At 62.3% G+C, this 24,105-nt stretch carries 22 protein-coding genes; 18 read left to right on the forward strand and 4 right to left on the reverse strand.

Translation table 11 applies throughout. The features are described 5' to 3' along the window. Positions 1–113 precede the first annotated feature (113 nt). From ACNFCH_RS19580 to nuoN, 16 genes are all read left to right on the forward strand, one after another. Positions 114–848 (forward strand): secretin N-terminal domain-containing protein, encoded by a 735-nt coding sequence (locus tag ACNFCH_RS19580; protein WP_337159090.1) that lies wholly within the window; start codon positions 114–116, stop codon positions 846–848. Positions 849–1,334: 486 nt separating this feature from the next. Beyond that, a complete protein-coding gene (gene aceA, locus ACNFCH_RS19585) occupies positions 1,335–2,660 on the forward strand; it encodes an isocitrate lyase (protein ID WP_070091873.1) in 1,326 nt (441 codons plus the stop codon). 207 nt (positions 2,661–2,867) lie between these two features. Then, a complete protein-coding gene (locus ACNFCH_RS19590; protein WP_416743376.1) occupies positions 2,868–3,533 on the forward strand; it encodes a lysoplasmalogenase in 666 nt (221 codons plus the stop codon). A 380-nt stretch (positions 3,534–3,913) separates the two neighbouring features. Then, a complete protein-coding gene (locus ACNFCH_RS19595; RefSeq protein WP_043209159.1) occupies positions 3,914–4,327 on the forward strand; it encodes an NADH-quinone oxidoreductase subunit A in 414 nt (137 codons plus the stop codon). 9 nt (positions 4,328–4,336) lie between these two features. After that, positions 4,337–5,014: a NuoB/complex I 20 kDa subunit family protein gene (locus tag ACNFCH_RS19600; RefSeq protein ID WP_043209157.1), complete on the forward strand. Its 678-nt coding sequence runs from the start codon at positions 4,337–4,339 to the stop codon at positions 5,012–5,014. A gap of 79 nt (positions 5,015–5,093) precedes the next feature. Continuing rightward, on the forward strand, positions 5,094–6,875 hold the full coding sequence (gene nuoC, locus ACNFCH_RS19605; RefSeq protein WP_070091875.1) for an NADH-quinone oxidoreductase subunit C/D: 1,782 nt from the start codon (positions 5,094–5,096) through the stop codon (positions 6,873–6,875). A 2-nt stretch (positions 6,876–6,877) separates the two neighbouring features. Beyond that, positions 6,878–7,375, forward strand: coding sequence for an NADH-quinone oxidoreductase subunit NuoE (nuoE, locus tag ACNFCH_RS19610; RefSeq protein ID WP_070091876.1), 498 nt, complete (start codon positions 6,878–6,880; stop codon positions 7,373–7,375). Beyond that, complete coding sequence (nuoF, locus tag ACNFCH_RS19615) at positions 7,372–8,751, forward strand: NADH-quinone oxidoreductase subunit NuoF (RefSeq protein WP_196165256.1); 1,380 nt, start codon at positions 7,372–7,374, stop codon at positions 8,749–8,751. The genes nuoE and nuoF overlap by 4 nt, the downstream gene beginning before the upstream one ends. A 132-nt stretch (positions 8,752–8,883) precedes the next feature. Next, a complete protein-coding gene (gene nuoG / locus ACNFCH_RS19620) occupies positions 8,884–11,598 on the forward strand; it encodes an NADH-quinone oxidoreductase subunit NuoG (RefSeq protein WP_337159070.1) in 2,715 nt (904 codons plus the stop codon). Then, positions 11,595–12,602 carry an NADH-quinone oxidoreductase subunit NuoH gene (nuoH, locus tag ACNFCH_RS19625; protein WP_043209145.1) on the forward strand — a complete coding sequence of 336 codons (1,008 nt, stop codon included), beginning with the start codon at positions 11,595–11,597 and terminating at the stop codon, positions 12,600–12,602. Before nuoG ends, nuoH begins: the two co-directional genes overlap by 4 nt. Before the next feature lie 11 nt (positions 12,603–12,613). Beyond that, positions 12,614–13,162, forward strand: coding sequence for an NADH-quinone oxidoreductase subunit NuoI (gene nuoI, locus ACNFCH_RS19630; protein ID WP_011534620.1), 549 nt, complete (start codon positions 12,614–12,616; stop codon positions 13,160–13,162). A 10-nt stretch (positions 13,163–13,172) separates the two neighbouring features. Further along, a complete protein-coding gene (nuoJ, locus tag ACNFCH_RS19635) occupies positions 13,173–13,673 on the forward strand; it encodes an NADH-quinone oxidoreductase subunit J (protein WP_043209139.1) in 501 nt (166 codons plus the stop codon). 3 nt (positions 13,674–13,676) lie between these two features. After that, on the forward strand, positions 13,677–13,985 hold the full coding sequence (gene nuoK, locus ACNFCH_RS19640; RefSeq protein WP_023631349.1) for an NADH-quinone oxidoreductase subunit NuoK: 309 nt from the start codon (positions 13,677–13,679) through the stop codon (positions 13,983–13,985). Continuing rightward, the gene (gene nuoL, locus ACNFCH_RS19645) at positions 13,982–15,835 is read left to right on the forward strand and encodes an NADH-quinone oxidoreductase subunit L (RefSeq protein ID WP_070091880.1); all 1,854 of its coding nucleotides are present in this window, start codon (positions 13,982–13,984) and stop codon (positions 15,833–15,835) included. Before nuoK ends, nuoL begins: the two co-directional genes overlap by 4 nt. A gap of 40 nt (positions 15,836–15,875) precedes the next feature. Further along, entirely contained in the window at positions 15,876–17,408 is a 1,533-nt protein-coding gene (nuoM, locus tag ACNFCH_RS19650; protein ID WP_070091881.1) for an NADH-quinone oxidoreductase subunit M, read from the forward strand. A gap of 7 nt (positions 17,409–17,415) precedes the next feature. Continuing rightward, the gene (gene nuoN / locus ACNFCH_RS19655) at positions 17,416–18,885 is read left to right on the forward strand and encodes an NADH-quinone oxidoreductase subunit NuoN (RefSeq protein WP_043209136.1); all 1,470 of its coding nucleotides are present in this window, start codon (positions 17,416–17,418) and stop codon (positions 18,883–18,885) included. Between the two features lie 72 nt (positions 18,886–18,957). Here nuoN and ACNFCH_RS19660 read toward each other — a convergent pair whose 3' ends face one another. Continuing rightward, positions 18,958–19,248, reverse strand: a complete 291-nt coding sequence (locus ACNFCH_RS19660; RefSeq protein WP_337159071.1) for an ogr/Delta-like zinc finger family protein — start codon at positions 19,246–19,248, stop codon at positions 18,958–18,960. A 422-nt stretch (positions 19,249–19,670) separates the two neighbouring features. On the opposite strand from ACNFCH_RS19660, the gene ACNFCH_RS19665 reads away from it, so the two are divergent. After that, positions 19,671–20,072 carry a helix-turn-helix domain-containing protein gene (locus tag ACNFCH_RS19665; RefSeq protein ID WP_337159072.1) on the forward strand — a complete coding sequence of 134 codons (402 nt, stop codon included), beginning with the start codon at positions 19,671–19,673 and terminating at the stop codon, positions 20,070–20,072. Here ACNFCH_RS19665 and ACNFCH_RS19670 read toward each other — a convergent pair. After that, entirely contained in the window at positions 20,021–20,443 is a 423-nt protein-coding gene (locus ACNFCH_RS19670) for a head completion/stabilization protein (RefSeq protein ID WP_337159073.1), read from the reverse strand. The genes ACNFCH_RS19665 and ACNFCH_RS19670 overlap by 52 nt on opposite strands. Positions 20,444–20,457: 14 nt before the next feature. Further along, positions 20,458–20,706: a helix-turn-helix domain-containing protein gene (locus ACNFCH_RS19675; protein ID WP_337159074.1), complete on the reverse strand. Its 249-nt coding sequence runs from the start codon at positions 20,704–20,706 to the stop codon at positions 20,458–20,460. Between the two features lie 228 nt (positions 20,707–20,934). Here ACNFCH_RS19675 and ACNFCH_RS19680 point away from each other — a divergent pair, with 228 nt between their 5' ends. After that, positions 20,935–22,995 (forward strand): TonB-dependent receptor family protein, encoded by a 2,061-nt coding sequence (locus ACNFCH_RS19680; RefSeq protein WP_337159075.1) that lies wholly within the window; start codon positions 20,935–20,937, stop codon positions 22,993–22,995. Positions 22,996–22,999: 4 nt separating this feature from the next. Here the strand turns inward: ACNFCH_RS19680 and ACNFCH_RS19685 are convergent, their stop codons facing one another. Beyond that, positions 23,000–24,061, reverse strand: coding sequence for an AI-2E family transporter (locus tag ACNFCH_RS19685; RefSeq protein ID WP_337159076.1), 1,062 nt, complete (start codon positions 24,059–24,061; stop codon positions 23,000–23,002). Positions 24,062–24,105 lie beyond the last annotated feature (44 nt).

Here is a 24,105-nt window from a genome sequence, read left to right on the forward strand (position 1 = left end):
CTCAGCGCATTCGCCGCCCCAAACACACAACAGGTGTCCAGCCTGTGATCCAGACCCTGCAGATGCGCGACAAATTTGCCATCATGATCATTCCACCTGCGGAGATCATGGACATGCCGCTACGCCCCTTCATCGCCTCCCTCTTGCTGGCCGCCAGCCTCACCGCCCAGGCCGCCACCGAGGTGCTGCCGCTGCAGCATCGCACCAGCGCCGAACTGCTCCCGACCGCTCAGTCCTTCCTGGGCAAGGACGGCACCGTCAGCGCCTTCGAGAACAAGCTGATCGTCAACGCCAGCCCCGAGCGCATCGATGACCTGCGCGCCTTGCTGCAACAGCTCGACACCGCGCCCAAGCGCCTGTTGATCAGCGTCGACAATGACGACAGCAACTTCCAGGACAACCGTGGCAATGCCCGCATCATCCATTACGGCACCAGCAATCGTGACGGTGGGATGCAGCAGATCCAGGCCAGCGAGGGCCAGCCGGCGTTGATCCAGGTCGGCCAGAGCATCCCCGTCACCAGTACCAGCACCGATGGCTACGGGCGTATCCAGAGCGACACCGAATACCGCAATGTCACCCAGGGTTTCTATGTCACGCCAAGCCTCAGCGGCGACACGGTTCGTCTGCAAATAAGCACCAATAATGATCGAATGAGTCTTGAACGTCAGGATGTAGTAAAAGTTCAAAGCACCGACACGACCGTCACCGGCAAGCTTGGCGAGTGGATCACCCTGGCCGGTTTCAATCAGCAGAGCCAATCCGATCGCAGTGCATCGAGCTACACCTACAGCACCCAACGGGGTGAAAACATGACATTGCGCGTCAAAGTCGACCTTCTTGACTGATCCCAGGCAATTCAAGGCCTCGACCAAAGGCCTTGAAACTGACCGAGGAGTCTCATTAGACCAAAGATGTAGTAAGCGAAAAAAAGCACTACAAAACATTTGACAGGTACTTTTTCCCAAGGGCATGATGGCCTCGCTCCCGCTAATCAGAGGCCCTGGCAAGGGCCTTCGAGACGCGCTCCTCCCTACCCTTGGAGGCGTCTCGTGTCTATACGGCCCACAAGGCGGTTCGACGGGATAGTGACTGCAACGAAGAAGTTGTCCCGAGGGACGGAAGCGCATCACCGCAGTACCTGGCAGTCCTGTCGCACCGCAGCAAGGCATCCACGAGCCGACCTGCCGCCACACCTCGCCCGGCCCTGCCCCCTTCCCCTTCGAGCCTTCTCGCCTGCAATCACCTTCCGCCGGACAAGACAGCCGCCAGGCTTCTGAGCCGCAGAGCACAAGCACCTACTTCAAAGACTGATGCGACGAGGTTTTATTTCCATGGCACTGACACGCGAACAGCAAATTGCAGCCCTTGAGAAAGACTGGGCCGAGAACCCGCGCTGGAAAGGCGTGACCCGTACCTATACCGCCGCCGATGTCGTCCGCCTGCGTGGTTCCCTGCAGCCGGAGCACACCTTCGCCCGCCAGGGTGCAGAGAAACTGTGGAAGCTGGTCACCGAAGGTGCCCACCCGTCCTTCCGCCCTGAAAAAGATTTCGTCAACTGCATGGGCGCCCTGACCGGTGGCCAGGCAGTCCAGCAGGTCAAGGCCGGCATCCAGGCCATCTACCTGTCTGGCTGGCAGGTGGCCGCCGACAACAACTCGGCCGAGTCCATGTACCCTGACCAGTCGCTGTACCCGGTCGACTCGGTTCCGACCGTGGTCAAGCGCATCAACAACGCCTTCCGCCGTGCCGACCAGATCCAGTGGAAAGCGGGCAAGAACCCAGGCGACGACGGCTACATCGACTACTTCGCACCGATCGTGGCGGACGCCGAAGCCGGTTTCGGCGGCGTGCTGAACGCCTACGAACTGATGAAGAACATGATCGAGGCAGGCGCTGCTGGCGTTCACTTCGAAGACCAGCTGGCCTCGGTGAAAAAGTGCGGCCACATGGGCGGCAAGGTACTGGTCCCAACCCAGGAAGCCGTGCAGAAACTCGTTGCTGCCCGCCTGGCAGCGGATGTCGCTGGCGTACCGACCATCATCCTGGCCCGTACCGATGCCAACGCCGCTGACCTGCTGACCAGCGACTGCGACCCGTACGACCAGCCGTTCGTGATCGGCGAGCGTACCCGCGAAGGCTTCTACAAAGTCCGCGCCGGTCTCGACCAGGCCATCGCCCGCGGTCTGGCCTATGCGCCGTACGCCGACCTGATCTGGTGCGAAACTGCCAAGCCGGACCTGGAAGAGGCCCGCCGCTTCGCCGAGGCGATCAAGAAGGAATACCCGGACCAGATCCTGTCGTACAACTGCTCGCCGTCCTTCAACTGGAAGAAGAACCTGGACGACGCCACCATCGCCAAGTTCCAGCGCGAACTGTCGGCCATGGGCTACAAGCACCAGTTCATCACCCTGGCGGGCATCCACAACATGTGGCACGGCATGTTCAACCTGGCGCACGACTACGCCCGTAATGACATGACCGCTTACGTCAAGCTGCAGGAGCAGGAGTTCGCTGACGCCAACAAAGGCTATACCTTCGTGGCGCACCAGCAGGAAGTCGGCACCGGCTACTTCGACGACATGACCACCGTGATCCAAGGTGGCGCTTCGTCGGTGACCGCCCTGACCGGCTCCACTGAGGAAGAGCAGTTCCACTGAGTGTGACCTACCCTCAAGCGAGGCCCGACCCTGCAAAGGTGTCGGGCCTTTCTTCTTTATTAAGGGCGTGTCGAGCGTGATGGTAGGCAAGCTGTTCCTACGCGTATTTCCGATCAACATGTAGGAGGCAGCTAAGTCTGCAATGCTCTGCAGCACCGCCGACAACCTGGGTCTATGCTTGTGGCTACCCAGCAGCAAGGACTGCCCATGCCCCGTCCAAGCCACCTGATCGTCATCGCCATTTCGGCGGCCGCTTTCTATTTATACGCACTGGCCAGCGACAACACGCTGCTCGCCTTGCTCACCAAGCCGTTGCCGGTGCTGGCCTTGATCGCCTGGCTGTGCAGCGCGCCCGCCACACCCTATAACCGCTGGATCAGCATCGGCCTGGGCTTTTCGGTGCTGGGCGATATTATCCTGGCGATTCCGCGCGACTGGTTCGTCTTCGGCCTGGCAGCATTCTTCTGCGCCCACCTGGCCTACCTGCATGCCTATTGCCGCATCACCCGGCGCCCCGCCCCGGTTGCGCTGGCGCTGTGCGTTTTGCTCACCGGCGCACTGTTCGGGCTACTCGCGAGCCATGGCCTGGGGCCCTTGCTGATTCCCGTGGCACTCTACGCCCTGGCGATCGGTGCAATGCTATGGCGCGCGTTCGCCTGTGGCGGACTGACCGCAATCGGGGCCAGCCTGTTCGTGTTCTCCGACAGCCTGATCGGCATCGATCGCTTCGTCAGCCCCTTCGACGCCGCACAATTTCTGGTCATCCTCACCTATTGGCTGGGCCAGTGGGCGATCGCGGCATCAGTCCATCGCGGCAGCTCAATCGATAAAGTATTGATGCAGAGCGGTACAAGGCGCGAGCCCAGCTGTTAGAACGAGAGGATTTCTTATTTGCAAGATGCCCCAGGTGTAAATTGAACTTAGCAAGCGTCAGGCCAGGTTTAAAACATCACACCAACTCAAATGATAGTAATTATCATTACATATGCAGAAGGTCGTTACACCCTGCAAGAAACATAATTAACAAAAGCGTGCGCAATGCCCGAAACTCAAGGGTTTCAGCCATTTACGAGAGATTTTTGTTCTTAATCCTACGAATAAATTTGCCACAGAAATTTTACTTGCTCCGGGTTTACCCATAAAATCAGCCCGATTGATTCAGCTGCGACATTTGGTCACTGCAACCGCGACACGCGTCGCCGCTCTACTTATTTCAGACTGCAGAGCTGGGTCTCTGTATAAGGATTTCTAGCATGTCCGATTCGGTAGGACTCATCGCCCACAACTGGGGCTTTGCCATCTTCCTCCTGGGTGTCGTCGGCCTGTGTGCCTTCATGCTCGGCCTCTCCAGCCTGCTCGGTAGCAAGGCTTGGGGTCGCGCCAAGAACGAACCCTTCGAATCCGGCATGCTGCCCGTCGGCAGCGCCCGCCTTCGCCTGTCCGCAAAATTCTATCTGGTCGCGATGCTGTTCGTGATCTTCGATATCGAAGCCCTATTCCTGTATGCATGGTCTGTGTCCGTCCGCGAAAGCGGCTGGACCGGATTCGTCGAAGCACTCGTTTTCATTGCAATTCTGTTGGCTGGTCTTGTCTACCTATGGCGCGTCGGGGCACTCGATTGGGCTCCCGAAGGTCGCCGCAAGCGGCAAGCGAAGCTGAAACAATGAGGCTTTGGCATGCAATACAATCTCACCAGAATCGATCCGGATGCGCCCAACGAGCAGTACCCGGTCGGTGAACGGGAAACCGTCACCGATCAACTGCTAGAGGACCAGGTCCACAAGAACATCTTCATGGGCAAGCTTGAAGATGTGCTGCGTGGCGCGGTCAACTGGGGTCGCAAGAACTCCCTCTGGCCGTACAACTTCGGCCTGTCCTGCTGCTACGTGGAAATGACCACGGCCTTCACGGCGCCCCACGACATCGCCCGTTTCGGCGCCGAAGTCATCCGGGCCTCGCCCCGTCAGGCCGACTTCATGGTCGTCGCCGGCACCTGCTTCATCAAGATGGCGCCGATCATTCAGCGCCTGTACGAGCAGATGCTCGAACCCAAGTGGGTGATCTCCATGGGTTCGTGCGCCAACTCCGGTGGTATGTACGACATTTACTCGGTCGTTCAGGGGGTCGACAAGTTCCTCCCCGTGGATGTCTACGTGCCTGGCTGCCCGCCTCGCCCCGAAGCCTTCCTGCAGGGCCTGATGCTGCTGCAGGAGTCGATCGGCCAGGAGCGACGCCCGCTTTCCTGGGTCGTCGGTGATCAAGGCATTTACCGTGCCGAGATGCCCGCCCAGAAAGACCTGCGTCGTGAACAGCGCATCCAGGTCACCAACCTGCGCAGCCCCGACGAAGTCTGATCCAGCGACATGCCGCCCGCTCCGGAAGGAGCCGGCGGCCTGGCTTCATTCTCTACGTTGACTCAAAGCGACCGAGACCATGACAGCGGACACCGCTATTTATATTCCGCCTTACAAGGCTGACGACCAGGATGTGGTCGTCGAACTGCACAACCGTTTTGGCGCAGACGCATTCGTCGCCCAGGAAACCCGCACCGGCATGCCGGTCCTGTGGGTGAACCGCGCCCAACTCAAAGACGTCCTCTCCTTCCTGCGCAACGTCGCCAAGCCGTACAGCATGCTGTACGACCTGCACGGCGTCGACGAGCGCCTGCGCACCCAGCGCCGTGGCCTGCCAGCCGCTGACTTCAGCGTGTTCTACCACCTGCTGTCGGTCGAGCGTAACAGCGACGTGATGATCAAGGTGGCCTTGAGCGAAGGCGACCTGAACCTGCCGTCAGTCACCGGCATCTGGCCCAACGCCAACTGGTACGAGCGTGAAGTCTGGGACATGTTCGGCATCGACTTCGCCGGCCACCCGCACCTGTCGCGCATCCTGATGCCGCCGACCTGGGAAGGCCACCCGCTGCGCAAGGACTTCCCGGCGCGCGCTACCGAATTCGATCCGTACAGCCTGAACCTGGCCAAGCAACAGCTTGAAGAGGAATCGGCGCGCTTCAACCCCGAAGCCTGGGGCATGAAGCGTCATGGCGCCAACGAGGACTACATGTTCCTCAACCTGGGCCCCAACCACCCTTCGGCCCACGGTGCCTTCCGTATTGTCCTGCAGCTGGACGGCGAAGAGATCGTCGACTGCGTGCCAGACATCGGCTACCACCACCGCGGTGCCGAGAAGATGGCTGAGCGCCAGTCCTGGCACAGCTTCATCCCCTACACCGACCGTATCGACTACCTCGGTGGTGTGATGAACAACCTGCCGTACGTACTGGCGGTCGAGAAGCTGGCCGGCATCAAGGTGCCGCAGAAGGTCGACACCATCCGCGTCATGCTGGCCGAGTTCTTCCGGATCACCAGCCACCTGCTGTTCCTGGGTACCTACATCCAGGACGTCGGTGCCATGACCCCGGTATTCTTCACCTTCACCGACCGTCAGCGCGCCTACACCGTGATCGAAGCGATCACCGGTTTCCGCCTGCACCCGGCCTGGTACCGCATCGGTGGCGTCGCGCACGACCTGCCGCGCGGCTGGGACAAGCTGGTCAAGGACTTCGTCGAGTGGCTACCCAAGCGCCTGGACGAATACGAAAAAGCCGCCCTCAAGAACAGCATTCTCAAGGGTCGTACCATCGGCGTCGCCGCGTACAACACCCAGGAAGCGCTGTCGTGGGGTACCACCGGTGCCGGCCTGCGTGCCACCGGTTGCGACTTCGACCTGCGTAAAGCGCGCCCGTACTCCGGCTACGAGAACTTCGAGTTCGAAGTACCGCTGGCCCACAACGGCGATGCCTACGATCGCTGCATGGTCCGTGTCGAGGAGATGCGCCAGAGTATCCGCATCATCGACCAGTGCCTGCGCAACATGCCGGAAGGCCCGTACAAGGCGGATCACCCGCTGACCACGCCGCCGCCGAAAGAGCGCACCCTGCAGCACATCGAGACCCTGATCACCCACTTCCTGCAAGTCTCGTGGGGCCCGGTCATGCCGGCCAACGAGTCGTTCCAGATGATCGAGGCGACCAAGGGCATCAACAGTTACTACCTGACGAGCGATGGCGGCACCATGAGCTACCGCACCCGGATCCGTACCCCGAGCTACCCGCATCTGCAGCAGATCCCATCGGTGATCAAAGGCAGCATGGTCGCGGACCTCATCGCGTACCTGGGCAGTATCGACTTCGTTATGGCTGACGTGGACCGCTAAGCATGAACAGCACGCTTATCCAAACCGACCGTTTCGCCCTGAGTGAAACCGAGCGCTCGGCCATCGAGCATGAGATGCACCACTACGAGGACCCGCGCGCGGCGTCCATCGAAGCCCTGAAGATCGTCCAGAAAGAACGCGGCTGGGTGCCGGACGGCGCCATCTATGCCATCGGCGAAGTACTGGGCATTCCGGCCAGTGACGTCGAGGGCGTGGCCACCTTCTACAGCCAGATCTTCCGCCAGCCGGTCGGTCGCCACATCATTCGCGTCTGCGACAGCATGGTCTGCTACATCGGTGGCCATGAATCGGTGGTCAGCCAGATCCAGAGCGAGCTGGGCATCGGCCTGGGCCAGACCACCGCGGACGGTCGCTTCACCCTGCTGCCGGTCTGCTGCCTGGGCAACTGCGACAAGGCCCCGGCGCTGATGATCGACGACGACACCTTTGGCGACGTGCAACCTGCCGGCGTTGCCAAACTGCTGGAGGGTTACGTATGACCATCACTTCCTTCGGCCCGGCCAACCGCATTGCGCGTTCGGCTGAAACCCACCCGCTGACCTGGCGCCTGCGCGACGACGGCGAGCCGATCTGGCTCGAAGAGTACCAGGCCAAGAACGGCTACGCCGCCGCCCGCAAGGCGCTGGCGCAGATGTCCGCGGACGACATCGTCCAGAGCGTCAAGGACTCCGGCCTCAAAGGCCGTGGCGGCGCAGGCTTCCCCACTGGCGTGAAGTGGGGCCTGATGCCCAAAGACGAATCCATGAACATCCGCTACCTGCTGTGCAACGCGGACGAAATGGAGCCCAACACCTGGAAGGACCGCATGCTGATGGAGCAACAGCCCCATCTGCTGGTCGAGGGCATGCTGATCAGCGCCCGCGCCCTGAAGGCCTACCGTGGCTACATCTTCCTGCGCGGCGAGTACACCACCGCGGCGAAGAACCTCAACCGCGCCATCGAGGAAGCCAAGGCCGCAGGCCTTCTGGGCAAGAACATCCTCGGCAGCGGTTTTGACTTCGAGCTGTTCGTGCACACCGGTGCCGGCCGCTACATCTGCGGTGAAGAAACCGCACTGATCAACTCCCTGGAAGGCCGCCGCGCCAACCCACGCTCCAAGCCGCCCTTCCCTGCCGCCGTTGGCGTGTGGGGCAAGCCGACCTGCGTGAACAACGTCGAGACCCTGTGCAACGTCCCGGCCATCGTCGCCAACGGCAACGACTGGTACAAGTCGCTGGCACGCGAAGGCAGCGAAGACCATGGCACCAAGCTGATGGGCTTCTCCGGCAAGGTGAAGAACCCTGGCCTGTGGGAACTGCCCTTCGGCGTGACCGCCCGCGAGCTGTTCGAGGACTATGCCGGCGGCATGCGCGACGGCTACAAGCTCAAGTGCTGGCAGCCTGGCGGCGCCGGTACCGGCTTCCTGCTGCCCGAGCACCTCGACGCTCAGATGTACGCCGGTGGCATCGCCAAGGTCGGCACCCGTATGGGGACAGGCCTGGCCATGGCGGTCGACGACAGCATCAACATGGTCTCGCTGCTGCGCAACATGGAAGAGTTCTTCGCCCGTGAGTCGTGCGGCTGGTGTACCCCGTGCCGTGACGGCCTGCCATGGAGCGTGAAGATGCTGCGCGCCCTGGAGAAAGGCCAAGGCCGCGCCGAGGACATCGAGACGCTGCTGGGGCTGGTCAACTTCCTCGGCCCAGGCCGTACCTTCTGTGCTCACGCACCGGGTGCCGTCGAGCCTTTGGGCAGCGCCATCAAGTATTTCCGGTCCGAGTTCGAGGCCGGTGTCGCCCCAGCCAACGCTGGCGACGCCCTGCGCCCGAACCTGGCCAAACCGATCCCGACCGGGCCGGTCGTGGTCGGCGCATAACAAGATGAATCGCGGATGGTCCGTGCCATCCGCCAGCCTGCAGGCCGGCCCGAACGATTCGTGGCTGGCCGCAGGCTCACCGATTTCCATTAGCCACGCCCGCTCACGCGGGCCAACGAAGAACTTTGAACCATGGCCACTATCCACGTAGACGGCAAAGCGCTCGAAGTCAATGGTGCGGACAACCTGTTACAGGCCTGTCTGTCGCTCGGCCTCGACATCCCCTATTTCTGCTGGCACCCGGCGCTCGGTAGCGTCGGCGCCTGCCGGCAGTGCGCGGTCAAGCAGTACACCGACGAGAACGACACCCGCGGTCGTATCGTCATGTCCTGCATGACTCCTGCCTCCGACGGCACCTGGATCTCCATCGACGATGAAGAATCCAAGGCGTTCCGCGCCAGCGTCGTCGAATGGCTGATGACCAACCACCCGCACGACTGCCCGGTGTGCGAGGAAGGCGGTCACTGCCACCTGCAGGACATGACGGTAATGACCGGCCACAATGAGCGCCGCTACCGTTTCACCAAGCGTACCCACCAGAACCAGGACCTCGGCCCGTTCATCGCCCATGAGATGAACCGCTGCATCGCCTGCTACCGTTGCGTGCGCTACTACAAGGACTACGCAGGCGGCACCGACCTGGGTGTCTACGGCGCCCACGATAACGTGTACTTCGGTCGCGTCGAGGACGGCGTACTGGAGAGCGAGTTCTCCGGCAACCTGACCGAGGTCTGCCCGACCGGCGTGTTCACCGACAAGACCCACTCCGAGCGCTACAACCGCAAGTGGGACATGCAGTTCGCCCCGAGCATCTGCCACGGCTGCTCCAGCGGCTGCAACATCAGCCCCGGTGAGCGCTACGGTGAACTGCGCCGTATCGAGAACCGCTTCAACGGTTCGGTCAACCAGTACTTCCTGTGCGACCGTGGCCGCTTCGGCTATGGCTACGTCAACCGCAGCGACCGCCCACGCCAGCCCCACCTGGCCGACGGCACCAAGCTGGGCCTGGATGCTGCCCTGGACAAAGCTGCGGACCTGCTGCGCGGTCGCACCATCGTCGGTATCGGCTCGCCACGCGCCAGCCTCGAAAGCAACTACGGCCTGCGCGAGCTGGTCGGCGCCGACTACTTCTACTCGGGCATGGAGGCCGGTGAGCTGGCACGCGTGCGCCTGGCCCTCGAGGTGCTGAACAACAGCCCACTGCCGGTGCCGACCCTGCGCGACATCGAAGACCACGACGCCGTGTTCGTCCTCGGCGAAGACCTGACCCAGACCGCAGCCCGTGTCGCCCTGGCCGTGCGCCAGGCCACCAAGGGCAAGGCCGAAGCCATGGCCGACGCCATGCGCGTACAGCCGTGGCTCGACGCGGCGGTCAAGAACATCGGCCAGCACGCGCTGTACCCACTGTTCATCGCCTCGCTGGCTGAAACCAAGCTCGACGACGTCGCCGAAGAGTGCGTCCACGCAGCGCCAGCGGACCTGGCTCGCCTGGGCTTCGCCGTGGCCCACGCCATCGACCCGAGCGCACCGGCCGTCGAAGGCCTGGACGCCGACGCCAAGGCACTGGCCCAGCGCATCGCCGATGCCCTGGTCGCCGCCCAGCGTCCGCTGGTGGTCGCCGGTACCTCCCTGGCCGACGCCGCACTGATCGAAGCCGCCGCCAACATCGCCAAGGCCCTGAAGCTGCGTGAGAAGAATGGCTCGCTGAGCCTGGTGGTGCCTGAAGCCAACAGCCTCGGCATGGCCATGATGGGCGGTGAGTCCGTCGACGCCGCGCTGGACGCCGTCATCAGCGGCAAGGCCGACGCCATCGTGGTGCTGGAGAACGACCTGTACGCCCGCGTACCGGCCGCCAAGGTCGACGCCGCCCTGGCCGCGGCCAAGGTTGTGATCGTCGCCGACCACTCCAAGACCCCGACCACCGACCGCGCCCACCTGGTGCTGCCGGCGGCCACCTTCGCCGAAGGCGACGGTACCCTGGTCAGCCAGGAAGGCCGTGCCCAGCGCTTCTTCCAGGTGTTCGACCCGCAATACCTGGACAGCAGCATCCTGGTTCACGAAGGCTGGCGCTGGATGCACGCCCTGCGTGCGACCCTGCTGAACAAGCCGGTCGACTGGACCCAGTTGGATCACGTCACCAGCGCCTGCGCCGAAGCCGCCCCGCAACTGGCCGGCATCGTCAACGCAGCGCCTTCCGCCGCGTTCCGAATCAAGGGCATGAAGCTGGCCCGTGAGCCGCTGCGCTACTCCGGCCGCACCGCCATGCGCGCCAACATCAGCGTGCACGAGCCGCGTACCCCGCAAGACAAAGACACCGCGTTCGCCTTCTCCATGGAAGGCTACTCGGGCTCGGCCGAACCGCGCCAGCAGGTGCCGTTCGCCTGGTCGCCGGGATGGAACTCCCCGCAGGCCTGGAACAAATTCCAGGACGAAGTCGGTGGCCACCTGCGCGCTGGCGATCCAGGCGTGCGCCTGATCGAGTCGCAAGGCGATCGCCTGCACTGGTTCACTGTCATCCCGGGTGCCTTCAACCCGGCCCGTGGCACCTGGACTGCCGTGCCGTTCTACCACCTGTTCGGCAGCGAAGAGTCCTCTTCCCGCGCCGCACCAGTGCAGGAGCGCATCCCGGCCGCCTACGTGGCCCTGGCCAAGTCCGAGGCCGACCGCCTGGGCGTCAACGACGGTGCCCTGCTGAGCCTGAACGTGGCGGGTGTCTCTCTGCGCCTGCCGCTGCGTGTCAATGAAGAGCTGGGCGCTGGCCTGGTCGCGTTGCCGAAAGGCCTGGCCGGCATTCCGCCTGCCATCTTCGGTGCATCCGTCGAAGGTCTGCAGGAGGCAGCACAATGAGCTGGTTCACCCCCGAAGTGATCGATGTGATCCTCACGGTCGTCCGGGCCATCGTGGTCCTGCTGGCGGTGGTGGTCTGCGGCGCGCTGCTCAGCTTCGTCGAGCGTCGCCTGCTGGGCTGGTGGCAGGACCGTTACGGTCCGAACCGTGTCGGCCCGTTCGGTATGTTCCAGATCGCAGCCGACATGCTGAAGATGTTCTTCAAGGAAGACTGGAACCCGCCCTTCGTCGATCGCATGATCTTCACCCTGGCCCCGGTCGTGGCCATGAGCGCCTTGCTGATCGCCTTCGTGGTCATCCCGATCACCCCGGTCTGGGGCGTGGCTGACCTGAACATCGGTCTGCTGTTCTTCTTCGCCATGGCCGGTCTGTCGGTGTATGCGGTGCTGTTCGCCGGCTGGTCGTCGAACAACAAGTACGCCCTGCTCGGCAGCCTGCGTGCTTCGGCCCAGACCGTGTCGTACGAAGTGTTCCTGGGCCTGGCGCTGATGGGCGTGGTAGTTCAGGTCGGTTCGTTCAACATGCGCGACATCGTCGACTATCAGGCACAGAACCTGTGGTTCATCATTCCGCAGTTCTTTGGCTTCTGCACCTTCTTCATCGCTGGCGTCGCCGTGACTCACCGTCACCCGTTCGACCAGCCGGAAGCGGAACAGGAACTGGCCGACGGTTACCACATTGAATATGCCGGCATGAAATGGGGCATGTTCTTCGTGGGTGAATACATCGGCATCATCCTGATCTCGGCGCTGCTGGTGACCCTGTTCTTCGGCGGCTGGCACGGCCCGTTCGGCCTGCTGCCACAGGTTCCGTTCCTGTGGTTCGCCCTGAAGACCGCGTTCTTCATCATGCTGTTCATCCTGCTGCGCGCGTCGATTCCGCGCCCACGTTATGACCAGGTGATGGACTTCAGCTGGAAGTTCTGCCTGCCGCTGACCTTGATCAATTTGCTGGTGACCGCTGCGATCGTGCTCTACAACACGCCAGCCGTCGCGGCCCAGTGAGGATTTGACCCATGTTCAAATATATCGGCGACATCGTTAAAGGCACCGGCACCCAGCTGCGCAGCCTGGTGATGGTGTTCTCCCACGGGTTCCGCAAGCGCGACACCCTGCAATACCCCGAAGAGCCCGTGTACCTGCCACCGCGCTACCGCGGTCGCATCGTCCTGACCCGTGACCCCGATGGCGAGGAGCGCTGCGTGGCGTGCAACCTCTGCGCGGTGGCCTGCCCGGTTGGCTGCATCTCGCTGCAGAAGGCCGAGACCGAGGACGGCCGCTGGTATCCGGAGTTCTTCCGCATCAACTTCTCGCGCTGCATCTTCTGTGGCCTGTGCGAGGAAGCGTGCCCGACCACCGCGATCCAGCTGACTCCGGATTTCGAAATGGCCGAGTTCAAGCGTCAGGACCTGGTGTACGAGAAGGAAGACCTCCTGATCTCCGGCCCCGGCAAGAACCCTGACTACAACTTCTACCGTGTTGCGGGTATGGCAATCGCTGGCAAGCCGAAGGGCTCTGCACAGAACGAAGCCGAGCCGATCAACGTGAAGAGCTTGCTCCCATAAGGACAGAAAGATGGAATTCGCTTTCTACTTCGCATCCGGGATCGCCGTGGTCTCCACCCTTCGGGTGGTGACCGGCACCAACCCCGTGCACGCCCTGCTCTACCTGATCATTTCCCTGATCTCCGTGGCGATGATCTTCTTCTCCCTGGGTGCGCCGTTCGCTGGCGCCCTGGAAGTGATCGCCTATGCCGGCGCCATCATGGTGCTGTTCGTCTTCGTGGTGATGATGCTCAACCTTGGGCCGGCCTCGGTCGCCCAGGAGCGTGGTTGGCTCAAGCCAGGTATCTGGGCCGGGCCCGTGTTCCTGGCCGCCCTGCTGCTGCTGGAGCTGCTGTATGTGCTGTTCGCCGAGCCTAGCGGCGCGGCCATCAGCGGTACCACCGTGGACGCCAAGGCCGTGGGTATCAGCCTGTTCGGTCCTTACCTGCTGGTGGTCGAACTGGCCTCGATGCTGCTGCTGGCCGCGGCCGTCACCGCCTTCCACCTGGGCCGCAACGAGGCGAAGGAGTAAATCATGGGTGCTATCCCTCTCGAGCATGGTCTGGCGGTCGCCGGCATCCTGTTCTGCTTAGGTCTGGTTGGCCTGATGGTCCGCCGCAACATCCTCTTCGTGCTCATGAGCCTGGAAGTCATGATGAACGCCGCTGCCCTGGCGTTCATCGTCGCCGGTGCCCGTTGGGTCCAACCCGACGGTCAGGTGATGTTCATTCTGGTGATCAGCCTGGCAGCCGCCGAGGCCAGCATTGGCCTGGCGATCCTGCTGCAGCTGTATCGCCGCTTCCACACTCTCGACATCGATGCTGCCAGTGAGATGCGCGGATGAACCTTATCTTCCTGACTTTCGTCTTCCCCCTGATCGGCTTCCTGCTGCTGTCGTTCTCGCGCGGGCGGTTCTCGGAGAACCTGTCCGCGCTGATCGGCGTCGGCTCCGTCGGCCTGTCGGCCGCCGTGGCCGCCTACGTGATCTGGCAATTCAATGTCGCGCCGCCTGAAGGCGGTGCGTACAGCCAGCTGCTGTGGCAGTGGATGTCGGTGGACGGCTTCGCGCCGAACTTCACCCTGTACGTGGATGGTCTGTCGATCACCATGCTCGGCGTGGTCACCGGCGTGGGCTTCCTGATCCACCTGTTCGCGTCCTGGTACATGCGTGGCGAAGCCGGTTACTCGCGCTTCTTCTCGTACACCAACCTGTTCATCGCCAGCATGCTGTTCCTGGTGCTGGGCGACAACCTGCTGTTCATCTACTTCGGCTGGGAAGGCGTGGGCCTGTGCTCGTACCTGTTGATCGGTTTCTACTACAGCAACCGCAACAACGGTAACGCCGCACTGAAGGCCTTCATCGTCACCCGTATCGGCGACGTGTTCATGGCCATCGGCCTGTTCATCCTGTTCGCCCAGCTGGGTACCCTGAACGTCCAGGAACTGCTGGTGCTGGCACCGCAGAAGTTCCAGGCAGGTGATACCTGGATGGTACTGGCGACCCTGATGCTGCTCGGCGGTGCCGTCGGTAAATCGGCCCAGCTGCCGCTGCAGACCTGGCTTGCCGACGCGATGGCCGGCCCGACGCCGGTCTCCGCGCTGATCCACGCCGCAACCATGGTGACCGCGGGCGTGTACCTGATCGCCCGTACCCACGGCCTGTTCCTGCTGGCGCCGGACATCCTGCACCTGGTGGGTATCGTCGGTGGCGTGACCCTGGTCCTGGCCGGCTTCGCCGCGCTGGTCCAGACCGACATCAAGCGTATCCTCGCCTACTCGACCATGAGCCAGATCGGCTACATGTTCCTGGCCCTGGGCGTCGGCGCTTGGGAAGGCGCGATCTTCCACCTGATGACCCACGCCTTCTTCAAGGCCCTGCTGTTCCTTGCCTCCGGTGCGGTGATCGTTGCCTGCCACCACGAGCAGAACATCTTCAAGATGGGCGGCCTGTGGAAGAAACTGCCACTGGCCTACGCCAGCTTCGTGGTCGGTGGTGCCGCCCTGGCTGCCCTGCCGATCCTGACCGCCGGCTTCTACTCCAAGGACGAGATCCTCTGGGAAGCCTTCGCCAGCGGCCACACCGGCCTGCTGTATGCGGGCCTGGTCGGTGCGTTCATGACCTCGCTGTACACCTTCCGCCTGATCTTCATCGCCTTCCACGGCGAAGCGAAGACCGAAGCCCACGCCGGCCATGGCATTTCCCACTGGCTGCCACTGGGCGTGCTGATCGTGCTGTCGACCTTCGTCGGCGCCTGGATCCACCCGCCTCTGGCTGGTGTTCTGCCACAGAGCGTCGGCCACGCCGGCGGCGAAGCCCAGCACTCGCTGGAAATCGTCTCGGGCGCCATCGCCATCGCCGGTATCCTGCTGGCAGCGGTGCTGTTCCTGGGTAAACGCACCCTGGTCAGTGCAATCGCCAACAGCGGCATCGGTCGCGTCCTGTCGGCCTGGTGGTTCGCCGCCTGGGGCTTCGACTGGATCTACGACAAGCTGTTCGTCAAACCTTATCTGCTGATCAGCCACATCCTGCGCAAGGATCCGGTTGACCGCAGCATCGGCCTGATTCCTCGGATGGCTCGCGGCGGTCACGTCGCCATGAGCAAGACCGAAACCGGCCAGCTGCGCTGGTACACCGCCTCGATCGCCGTGGGTGCCGTTCTGGTGCTCGGCGCCGTGGTAGTGGCCGCGGTATGACTATGAACCTTGCGACTTTGCGAAAGGAAACGAACCCGTCATGATTCTGCCTTGGCTGATCCTGATCCCCTTCATCGGCGGCCTCCTGTGCTGGCTGGGTGAGCGCTTCGGCGCCACCCTGCCCCGCTGGATCGCGCTGCTGACCATGTCCCTGCTGCTCGGCATCGGCCTGTGGCTGTGGGCTAACGGCGACTACACCCTGGCCCCTGCCCCGGGCGCGGAACCTGCCTGGACCCTTGAATACAAAGTCGAGTGGATCAAGCGCTTCGGCATCAGCATCCACCTGGCCCTCGACGGCCTGTCGCTGCTGATGATCCTGCTCACCGGTCTGTTGGGTGTGCTTTCGGTCCTGTGCTCCTGGAAAGAGATCCAGCGCCACGTCGGCTTCTTCCACCTCAACCTGATGTGGATCCTGGGCGGCGTGGTCGGTGTATTCCTGGCGCTGGACCTGTTCCTGTTCTTCTTCTTCTGGGAAATGATGCTGGTGCCGATGTACTTCCTCATCGCGCTCTGGGGTCACAGCTCCTCCGATGGCAAGAAGACCCGGATCTACGCCGCCACCAAGTTCTTCATCTTCACCCAGGCCAGCGGCCTGATCATGCTGGTGGCGATCCTGGGCCTGGTGCTGGTGAACTACAACAGCACCGGTGTCATCACCTTCAACTACAGCGACCTGCTCAAGGCCGAGCTGCCAGCCGGTACCGAGTACCTGCTGATGCTGGGCTTCTTCATTGCCTTCGCGGTGAAGCTGCCGGTGGTGCCGTTCCACTCCTGGCTGCCTGATGCTCACGCCCAGGCGCCGACCGCAGGTTCCGTGGACCTGGCCGGTATCTTGCTGAAGACTGCGGCCTACGGCCTGCTGCGTTTCGCCCTGCCGCTGTTCCCGAATGCCTCGGCCGAGTTCGCGCCGATCGCCATGACCCTGGGCCTGATCGGCATCTTCTACGGCGCCTTCCTGGCCTTCGCACAGACCGACATCAAGCGCCTGGTGGCCTTCTCCAGCGTCTCGCACATGGGCTTCGTGCTGATCGGCATTTACTCCGGCAGCCAGCAAGCCCTGCAGGGCGCGGTAATCCAGATGCTGGCCCACGGCCTGTCGGCTGCGGCGCTGTTCATCCTGGCCGGCCAGCTGTACGAGCGCATGCACACCCGTGACATGCGCGAGATGGGCGGCCTGTGGCACCGCATCGCCTACCTGCCAGCCATCAGCCTGTTCTTCGCCGCCGCCTCCCTGGGCCTGCCAGGTACCGGCAACTTCGTCGGCGAGTTCCTGATCCTGATCGGCAGCTTCGTCCATGTTCCATGGATCACCGTGATCGCCACCACTGGCCTGGTCTTCGGCTCGGTCTACTCGCTGATCATGATCCATCGCGCCTACTTCGGTCCGGCCAAGTCCGACACCGTGCTGGCCGGTATGGACGGTCGCGAGCTGATCATGGTCCTGGGCCTGGCCGGCCTGCTGATCCTGCTCGGCGTGTACCCGCAGCCGTTCCTGGACACCTCTGCCGCCACCATGAGCGGTGTGCAGCAGTGGATCGGTTCCGCTTTCACTCAACTCGCTTCGGCCCGGTAAGAGCGCTATGGAATTCACCACTCAACACTTCATCGCATTGGCGCCGATGCTCATCACCACCGTCACGACGGTGGTGGTGATGCTCGCGATCGCCTGGAAGCGCAATCACTCGCAGACCTTCCTGCTGTCCACCGTGGGCCTGAACCTGGCCCTGCTGTCGATCCTGCCGGCCCTGAAGGTCGCGCCGCTGGCGGTCACCTCGCTGGTGACCATCGACAAGTTCGCCTGCCTGTACATGGCGATCATCCTGGTGGCGACGCTGGCCTGCGTCACCCTCGCCCATGCCTACCTGGGCGAAGGGTCCAAGGGCTATCCGGGCAACCGTGAAGAACTGTACTTGCTGCTGCTGATGTCCGCTCTGGGCGGCCTGGTGCTGGTCAGCGCCAACCATCTGGCTGGCCTGTTCATTGGCCTGGAGCTGCTGTCGGTACCGGTCTACGGCCTGGTGGCGTACGCGTTCTTCAACAAGCGTTCGCTGGAAGCCGGTATCAAGTACATGGTGCTTTCGGCTGCAGGTTCGGCCTTCCTGCTGTTCGGCATGGCCCTGCTGTACGCCGACGCCGGCAGCCTGACCTTCGACCAGATCGGCAAGGCGCTGGCCGCCACCAGCATGCCGAGCCTGCTGGCCCAACTGGGTCTGGGCATGATGCTGGTAGGCCTGGCCTTCAAGCTGTCGCTGGTACCGTTCCACCTGTGGACCCCAGACGTGTACGAAGGTGCTCCAGCCCCGGTCGCCGCCTTCCTGGCCACCGCCAGCAAGGTTGCGGTGTTCGCCGTGGTCGTGCGCCTGTTCATGCTCTCCCCTGCCGCCAGCAGCGGCGTGCTGAGCACCGTACTGGCCGTGATCGCCGTCGCCTCGATCCTGATCGGCAACCTGCTGGCGCTGACCCAGAGCAACCTCAAGCGTCTGCTCGGTTACTCGTCCATCGCCCACTTCGGCTACCTGGTCATCGCCTTGGTCGCCAGCAAGGGCCTGGCCCTGGAAGCCATGGGCGTGTACCTGGTGACCTACGTGATCACCAGCCTGGGTGCCTTCGGTGTGATCACCCTGATGTCCTCGCCTTATGCCGGTCGTGACGCCGATGCCCTGTACGAGTACCGCGGCCTGTTCTGGCGCCGTCCGTACCTGACTGCGGTACTGACCGTGATGATGCTGTCGTTAGCCGGTATCCCACTGACCGCCGGCTTCATCGGCAAGTTCTACATCATCGCCACTGGCGTCGAGTCGCACCTGTGGTGGCTGGTCGGTGCGCTGGTGATCGGTAGCGCCATCGGCGTGTACTACTACCTGCGCGTCATGGTCACCCTGTATCTGGTCGAGCCTAACCTGCGTCGTCACGACGCCCCGCTGAAGTGGGAACAGCGCACTGGCGGCGTCATGCTGCTGGCCATCGCTATCCTCGCCTTCGTCCTGGGCGTGTACCCGCAGCCTCTGCTGGAGCTGGTCCAGCAAGCCGGCCTGCAACTGATCGGCTGATCCGCCCGCAAAAACAAAACACCCCGCTCATGCGGGGTGTTTTGTTTTGTGCCCAGGCTGGACGTGATGGACTCATGCTGCGCCGGGTGCGCTTTTGTCACTGCGCGCCGGCTTTCGTGAACGGCCCGGGTTGTGCGCCGCACGCCGCAGCTCACCATAGGCGCTTGGCAGGTGGACGTCTGGATTCGGCATCCCGCTCGGGGAAAGTTCATGGGTCATCTCGAACTGGGCACGTACCGACCAACCGCAGGCCTCGTTGACGCATTGCAGGTAGGCGATCCGAAGGAAGATATGACGCCCTTCACTGGTGCGAATTCGCATCTTGCCGGTGCAATGAGGGCAGACCAACTTGTAGCTGCTCACAGGCACCTCCTATGGGGCACCCGCGAGGCGTGTAAGACACTGTGACGATCGCGGTCAGTGTCCGCCCGCACAGATATAAGACTTCTCGATTGATTCATATCACTTACCATCCGACGCTGAGTGGAGCTTCACCCATCCATCCAGATGAGTACGGCTCATGGGCTTACAGAAATGTTTACTCGTATTGAGTACTTTCTCCGTGTTGCGATAGCCGAACCAAGCGTCCTGCCTGACTATCTTTTGCCTGAGATTTGTCCATAATCTTGATTGATTGTTGCTGTGCGTATATAGCTGACAAAATGTAGGCATTTTCGCTGCGATCATCATTTATACCGTTGCCGCTGAGTGTGATGCTCTCAATATATTCTTATCGCATATTTTTGCCTACAAAACTCATACAGGCTTCTTTCTTGGCATTCATAATGAGTACACCTTCCCTCTCCGCGATATTGCATCGAATGAAGTCCCTCACCGGTGCCACAACCGATGCCGAACTTTCCAAAGCATTGGGGATAAGCCCGCAGACCTTGAGCAGTTGGAAGATACGCGAGAGCATTCCATATGCGTTGTGCATGGAATTTGCGCAGGAACACGGTCTGTCCCTCGATTGGCTGCTCCTCGGTGACGGACAACAGAACCGAACATCTTCTGCCCCCCTCTCTCACGAGCATCAACAGGCTTGGGAGGCGGACCTGCTCGAGCAGTTGCGGGCGCTGTCGGCGCTCGACCTTCAAGCCATCCGCGCAAGCGTTCAGGACAAGTTGCGCATTTCTCAGCTGGAGCGCCGCCTCGAAGAATTGACCCATTGCCCAGCCAGCCAATGACCCTTCCGCGCTTCGCGGCCGTCCCCACTCACTGTCGTTTCCCTGACCTGTTGAGCCAGGCTCCAGCGGGTCTGGGCCTCCACCAGGCGCATATAGCAAATCGAAAGTGCCCGCCCCTGCTCATGACCATCGATATCGCTCAACCGTCGATAGCCATGTGCGCGCAGGCAGCGGCGCCAATCGGCGAACTCTCGCGCCGCCAGCTCCATCGAGGCCCTGGCGGCCACCTCCAGTTGGGTATCGCTGATACCCGATGACAACCCCAGACGCTCACGCAACCGCCCAAGTGCTATGCGTGGCCAGAACGGGTCGTGATAGACCAGATAACGGTTATGCGGGCGATCAGGTGAGGCACTCGAATCTCGATTCACAGATCGATCCCCACTCACTGGTTGTTCAGCATGCCGTAACGTATCGCCTTGATCACCGCCGCTACCCGGGTGTTCACCGCGAACTTTCGCAAGATATTGCTGACGTGGAAATTGACCGTTGACTCCTTGCAGCCCACGATCTGGCCGATTTCCCAGGAGGTCTTGCCGTAGGCACACCACAGCAGCACTTCCCGTTCCCTGGGGGTAAGGTGGATGGACTGATCGACGTCGACGTCAGGCGCCAGGCGGCGTTGAAGGTTCATGGGACACACTCCCTACGGTCATAAGAGCCCAAAGGCATTCACATTTGATGTGCTTGCACCTTACGAATCCATGACCCCTTCACTCCAGCGCTCTGGGTTGTAGAACGGCGTCCTACATAAAACGTCCTACATGTGCCGAAGCGCGTTTTTGAAAGAAATGGGAAGTGCTCTGAAGGATTTGGCGTGCGTCTGACACCTGTTGCCCGACCTACTGCCTGGAGTTGCACGATGCGTCCCGTTTCACCTATCCCTTGCGCTGTCGGCCTGTGGGTCGTTGCCGCCGGCAACCCGGCAATGGCCGCTACGCCTTTGGAGTTGGACCAGGTCGTGATCGAAGGCCAGGAACAGAGTGAGCTGGAGGCCGCCGCGCAGCGCCTAAGGGAGGTCCCTGGGGCCACCAACCTCATCGACATGCAACATGCCGAGCAAGGGCGCGTCGCCAGCAACCAGGACGTGCTGGCCTACCAACCGGGTGTCTTCGCCCAGTCGGCCGGCAACGATGGCATCAAGCTGTCGATCCGCGGCTCAGGCATCAATCGCGCGCCCGGTGCCCATGGCTCTGGTGTCTACACAATGTTCGACGGCCTGCCGTTGACTGGCCCGGGTGGCACGCCCTACGAGCTGTTCGAACCCCTGTGGCTGAGCCGTGCCGAAGTGCTGCGTGGAGCCAATGGCTTCGATCAAGGAGCATTGGCCCTAGGCGGTGCGATCAATTACGTGACCCACACCGGCTACGACGCCGCGCCGCTGCAAATGCGCTACGAAGTGGGCAGTCGCGGATACGCCCATCGCCACATCAGCTCCGGGCAGGTATTGGGCGATCTGGATTACTACGTGGCCCTGACCGACGCCGAATACGATGGCTATCAGGAACACAGCAGTGGCAGTGCCAAGGGGTTTGCCGCCAACGTCGGCTATCGCTTCAATCCCAACCTGGAAACGCGCTTCTACCTGCGCTATCGGGAGACAGAGAACGACCTGGCCGGACGCCTGACCAAGCAGCAGGTCAAGCATGATCCGCGTGCAGCCAATCCGGCCTACCTGGCCCGCGACGACAGTCGCCCGCAACCGGGCAGTACCTGGGTCGCGAACAAGACTACCTTCTATCTGGAGGATGACGCTCGCCTGGAAGCGGGACTGGTCTACCACGACTACCCGATGGACCTACGCGAAGGCCCGATGCGTCTTAAGGTCGCCTACACCGATGTCAGCGGGACTCTCAACTATATCCGCCGCGATTCCCTGTTCGGGCATCAGAGCAAGACCACCATCGGTTGGCGCACCACCAAGCACTTGCCCAACAGCGGCGCCTCGCAGTTCGCGCGCGATGGCGATGTCTTCGGCCCACGCACCCGCGACTTCAGCTACCAGGGCTCGGACACCATGTTTCATGTCGGTAACGACCTCGAATTGGTGCCCGACTTGTGGCTGACCAGCGGTCTGGCGATGATCTATACCCGCCGCGAAAGCGATGTGACCTTCCCGCAGAGTGGCGGCAAGGTCAGCCAGCATGACTGGGACTACGCACCTCGCCTGGGTTTGCGGTATGACATCAGTCCTCAAGTGCAGGTGTATGGCAACCTGAGCCGCTCCGTGGAACCTCCGCACCCTTGGTCGCTGATCTGGAGTTCGACAGTCCCTACCCAACCGATCGAAATGCAGAACCAGACCGCCACCACGCTGGAACTGGGTGCACGTGGCGATTCGCGGCTAGGGCGTTGGGACCTGGCCTGGTACTACTCGCAGGTACGCCACGAACTGCTGGCCGTCGAAATCGTGCAAGGCGCCCTGCCCAAAGAGTTCAACGCCAGCCCCACCGTACACCAGGGCATCGAAGCCAGCCTGGACAGCACGCTCTGGGAACAGGCCGGCATTGGCAAGGTCTCCGTGCGCCAGGCCTACACCTTCAGCGACTTCCACTACCGCGATGACGACACCTTCGGCGACAACCGCCTGCCCGGCATCCCGATGCACTATTACCAGGCCGAGGTGCGCTACGACTGGCCGAGCGGCTTCTACGCCGGCCTCAACACTCAGATGGCCTCCAAAGTCCAGGTCGACTACGCCAACAGCTACCATGCCGACGCCTACGCCCTGCTCGGCGCCCGCCTGGGCTGGAACTCTCCAAAGCAGGACTGGCAGACCTGGCTGGACCTGCGCAACCTGACCAACAAACGCTATGCCGCCACGGTGACGCCTGGCTATGACGACCAGGGCAAGGACAACCCTCGCTCCACACCGGGCGAAGGCTTTGGTGTTTACGCTGGCGTGTCCTACAGCTTTCTCTGAACGCTCATGACGGCAACTGCACCTGCAGCCGACTGGTGAAGATCGCCCAGCTGGACATGAACAGCGCGGCGATCAGCGGGCCGATGACGAACCCGTTGAGGCCGAACACCGCCAGGCCGCCCAGGGTGGAAATCAGGATCAGGTAATCGGGCATCTTGGTGTCCTTGCCCACCAGGATCGGACGCAGCAGGTTGTCCACCAGGCCGATCACCAGCACACCAAAGGCGATCAGCACGACGCCGGACAGGATTGCCCCGGTGGCCAGGAAGTAGACCGCCACCGGCGCCCAGACGATGCCCGCCCCCACCGCTGGCAACAACGACAGAAACGCCATCAGTACCGCCCAGACCAGTGCACTGGGAATGCCCAGCGCCCAAAAGATCAGCCCGCCCAGCGCCCCCTGGGTGATGGCCACCAGCAGATTGCCCTTGACCGTGGCACGTACCACGCGGCTGAACTTCAACTGCAGGCGACGTTTTTGCTGCTCCGGCAGCGGTACGGCCAGCCGCACTTTGCGCGCCAGCTCGCCACCTTCGCGAAGGAAGAAAAACAACAGGTAGAGCATGACGCCAAAGCTCACCAGAAAATCGAACGTGCCCTGACCAAAACTGAACGCCTGCCCGGCCAGGAACTGGCTGCCTTGGGTGGCCCACTTGGTGATGTTCTCTCGTAACCCTTCCAGATCGCCCATGCCCAGGCGCTCCAAGGCGTTCTGGATGAAGGCCGGCAACAACGCCTTGAAGCTCTCGATGTGCCCGGCGATATCCAGCTCGCCCTTCTCGATGCGCTGATACAGGCTGGCGCCCTCCTGCACCAGCAAAGTACCAATGATGATCACCGGTAAGATGGCGATCAGCAGGCACACCAGCAAGGTCAACGCCGCCGCCAGGTTGCGCCGCCCGCCCAAGCGCAGCATCAGGTCACGCTGCAACGGGGAGAAGAGGATGGCGAGGATCACCGCCCAGAACACCGCGCCGTAGAACGGCAGCAAGATCCACAGGAAGGCGAGGGTCACCAGCGCCAGGAGGACAGTCAGGGCCTTGTTCTGCAGCGCGGTCTGGTTCATGGAGGTTTCTCACGGGGCTCATCCCTTTAGTGCCCGCCGCTTGG

The organism is Pseudomonas sp. NY15354 (genome assembly GCF_048068075.1).
Lineage (GTDB): Bacteria > Pseudomonadota > Gammaproteobacteria > Pseudomonadales > Pseudomonadaceae > Aquipseudomonas > Aquipseudomonas guariconensis_C.

Excerpts from the sequence above, each read along its gene's own strand:
- nuoG (WP_337159070.1), top strand. The coding sequence starts at position 8,884 with ATGGCCACTATCCACGTAGACGGCAAAGCGCTCGAAGTCAATGGTGCG.
- nuoC (WP_070091875.1), top strand. The coding sequence starts at position 5,094 with ATGACAGCGGACACCGCTATTTATATTCCGCCTTACAAGGCTGACGAC.
- nuoL (WP_070091880.1), top strand. The coding sequence starts at position 13,982 with ATGAACCTTATCTTCCTGACTTTCGTCTTCCCCCTGATCGGCTTCCTG.
- nuoH (WP_043209145.1), top strand. The coding sequence starts at position 11,595 with ATGAGCTGGTTCACCCCCGAAGTGATCGATGTGATCCTCACGGTCGTC.
- ACNFCH_RS19685 (WP_337159076.1), bottom strand. The coding sequence starts at position 24,061 with ATGAACCAGACCGCGCTGCAGAACAAGGCCCTGACTGTCCTCCTGGCG.
- nuoM (WP_070091881.1), top strand. The coding sequence starts at position 15,876 with ATGATTCTGCCTTGGCTGATCCTGATCCCCTTCATCGGCGGCCTCCTG.
- ACNFCH_RS19580 (WP_337159090.1), top strand. The coding sequence starts at position 114 with ATGCCGCTACGCCCCTTCATCGCCTCCCTCTTGCTGGCCGCCAGCCTC.
- aceA (WP_070091873.1), top strand. The coding sequence starts at position 1,335 with ATGGCACTGACACGCGAACAGCAAATTGCAGCCCTTGAGAAAGACTGG.
- ACNFCH_RS19600 (WP_043209157.1), top strand. The coding sequence starts at position 4,337 with ATGCAATACAATCTCACCAGAATCGATCCGGATGCGCCCAACGAGCAG.
- nuoK (WP_023631349.1), top strand. The coding sequence starts at position 13,677 with ATGGGTGCTATCCCTCTCGAGCATGGTCTGGCGGTCGCCGGCATCCTG.
- nuoN (WP_043209136.1), top strand. The coding sequence starts at position 17,416 with ATGGAATTCACCACTCAACACTTCATCGCATTGGCGCCGATGCTCATC.
- nuoF (WP_196165256.1), top strand. The coding sequence starts at position 7,372 with ATGACCATCACTTCCTTCGGCCCGGCCAACCGCATTGCGCGTTCGGCT.
- ACNFCH_RS19675 (WP_337159074.1), bottom strand. The coding sequence starts at position 20,706 with ATGAACCTTCAACGCCGCCTGGCGCCTGACGTCGACGTCGATCAGTCC.
- nuoE (WP_070091876.1), top strand. The coding sequence starts at position 6,878 with ATGAACAGCACGCTTATCCAAACCGACCGTTTCGCCCTGAGTGAAACC.
- ACNFCH_RS19680 (WP_337159075.1), top strand. The coding sequence starts at position 20,935 with ATGCGTCCCGTTTCACCTATCCCTTGCGCTGTCGGCCTGTGGGTCGTT.
- nuoI (WP_011534620.1), top strand. The coding sequence starts at position 12,614 with ATGTTCAAATATATCGGCGACATCGTTAAAGGCACCGGCACCCAGCTG.
- ACNFCH_RS19590 (WP_416743376.1), top strand. The coding sequence starts at position 2,868 with ATGCCCCGTCCAAGCCACCTGATCGTCATCGCCATTTCGGCGGCCGCT.
- nuoJ (WP_043209139.1), top strand. The coding sequence starts at position 13,173 with ATGGAATTCGCTTTCTACTTCGCATCCGGGATCGCCGTGGTCTCCACC.
- ACNFCH_RS19595 (WP_043209159.1), top strand. The coding sequence starts at position 3,914 with ATGTCCGATTCGGTAGGACTCATCGCCCACAACTGGGGCTTTGCCATC.
- ACNFCH_RS19665 (WP_337159072.1), top strand. The coding sequence starts at position 19,671 with ATGAGTACACCTTCCCTCTCCGCGATATTGCATCGAATGAAGTCCCTC.